This window comes from Paenibacillus xylanexedens, assembly GCF_007676705.1.
GTDB lineage: Bacteria > Bacillota > Bacilli > Paenibacillales > Paenibacillaceae > Paenibacillus > Paenibacillus xylanexedens_C.
Genome location: NZ_VEBF01000327.1, coordinates 1 through 270, shown reverse-complemented (window position 1 = coordinate 270; position 270 = coordinate 1). Strand labels below are relative to the sequence as shown.

Below are 270 nucleotides of genomic sequence, written 5' to 3'. Positions count from 1 at the left end.
AATATCCTCCCCAATTAACCGCACACGAGAAGCATATTGTCCACTATATCCTCAACAATCCCCAACTTCTCTTCCATTCTACACCCCATCAACTCGCTCACCACACCTATACAACCTCATCCACCATTCTTCCCTTATCCAAAAACCTCCGTACCAAGCCGTACCCACACTTTCACTTAAACCTTCCTCTTCAATATCAACACATCCCTTCCCCCATCCACACACACCATCATCCAATTCCACAACAACGCAACCTCCTCCCTCCCATCC

General features: G+C 47.4%; 1 pseudogene. It reads left to right on the top strand.

Annotated features, from left to right (window positions below):
* A pseudogene (locus FS628_RS30610) lies at window positions 1-270 on the top strand (MurR/RpiR family transcriptional regulator); the annotation flags it as partial.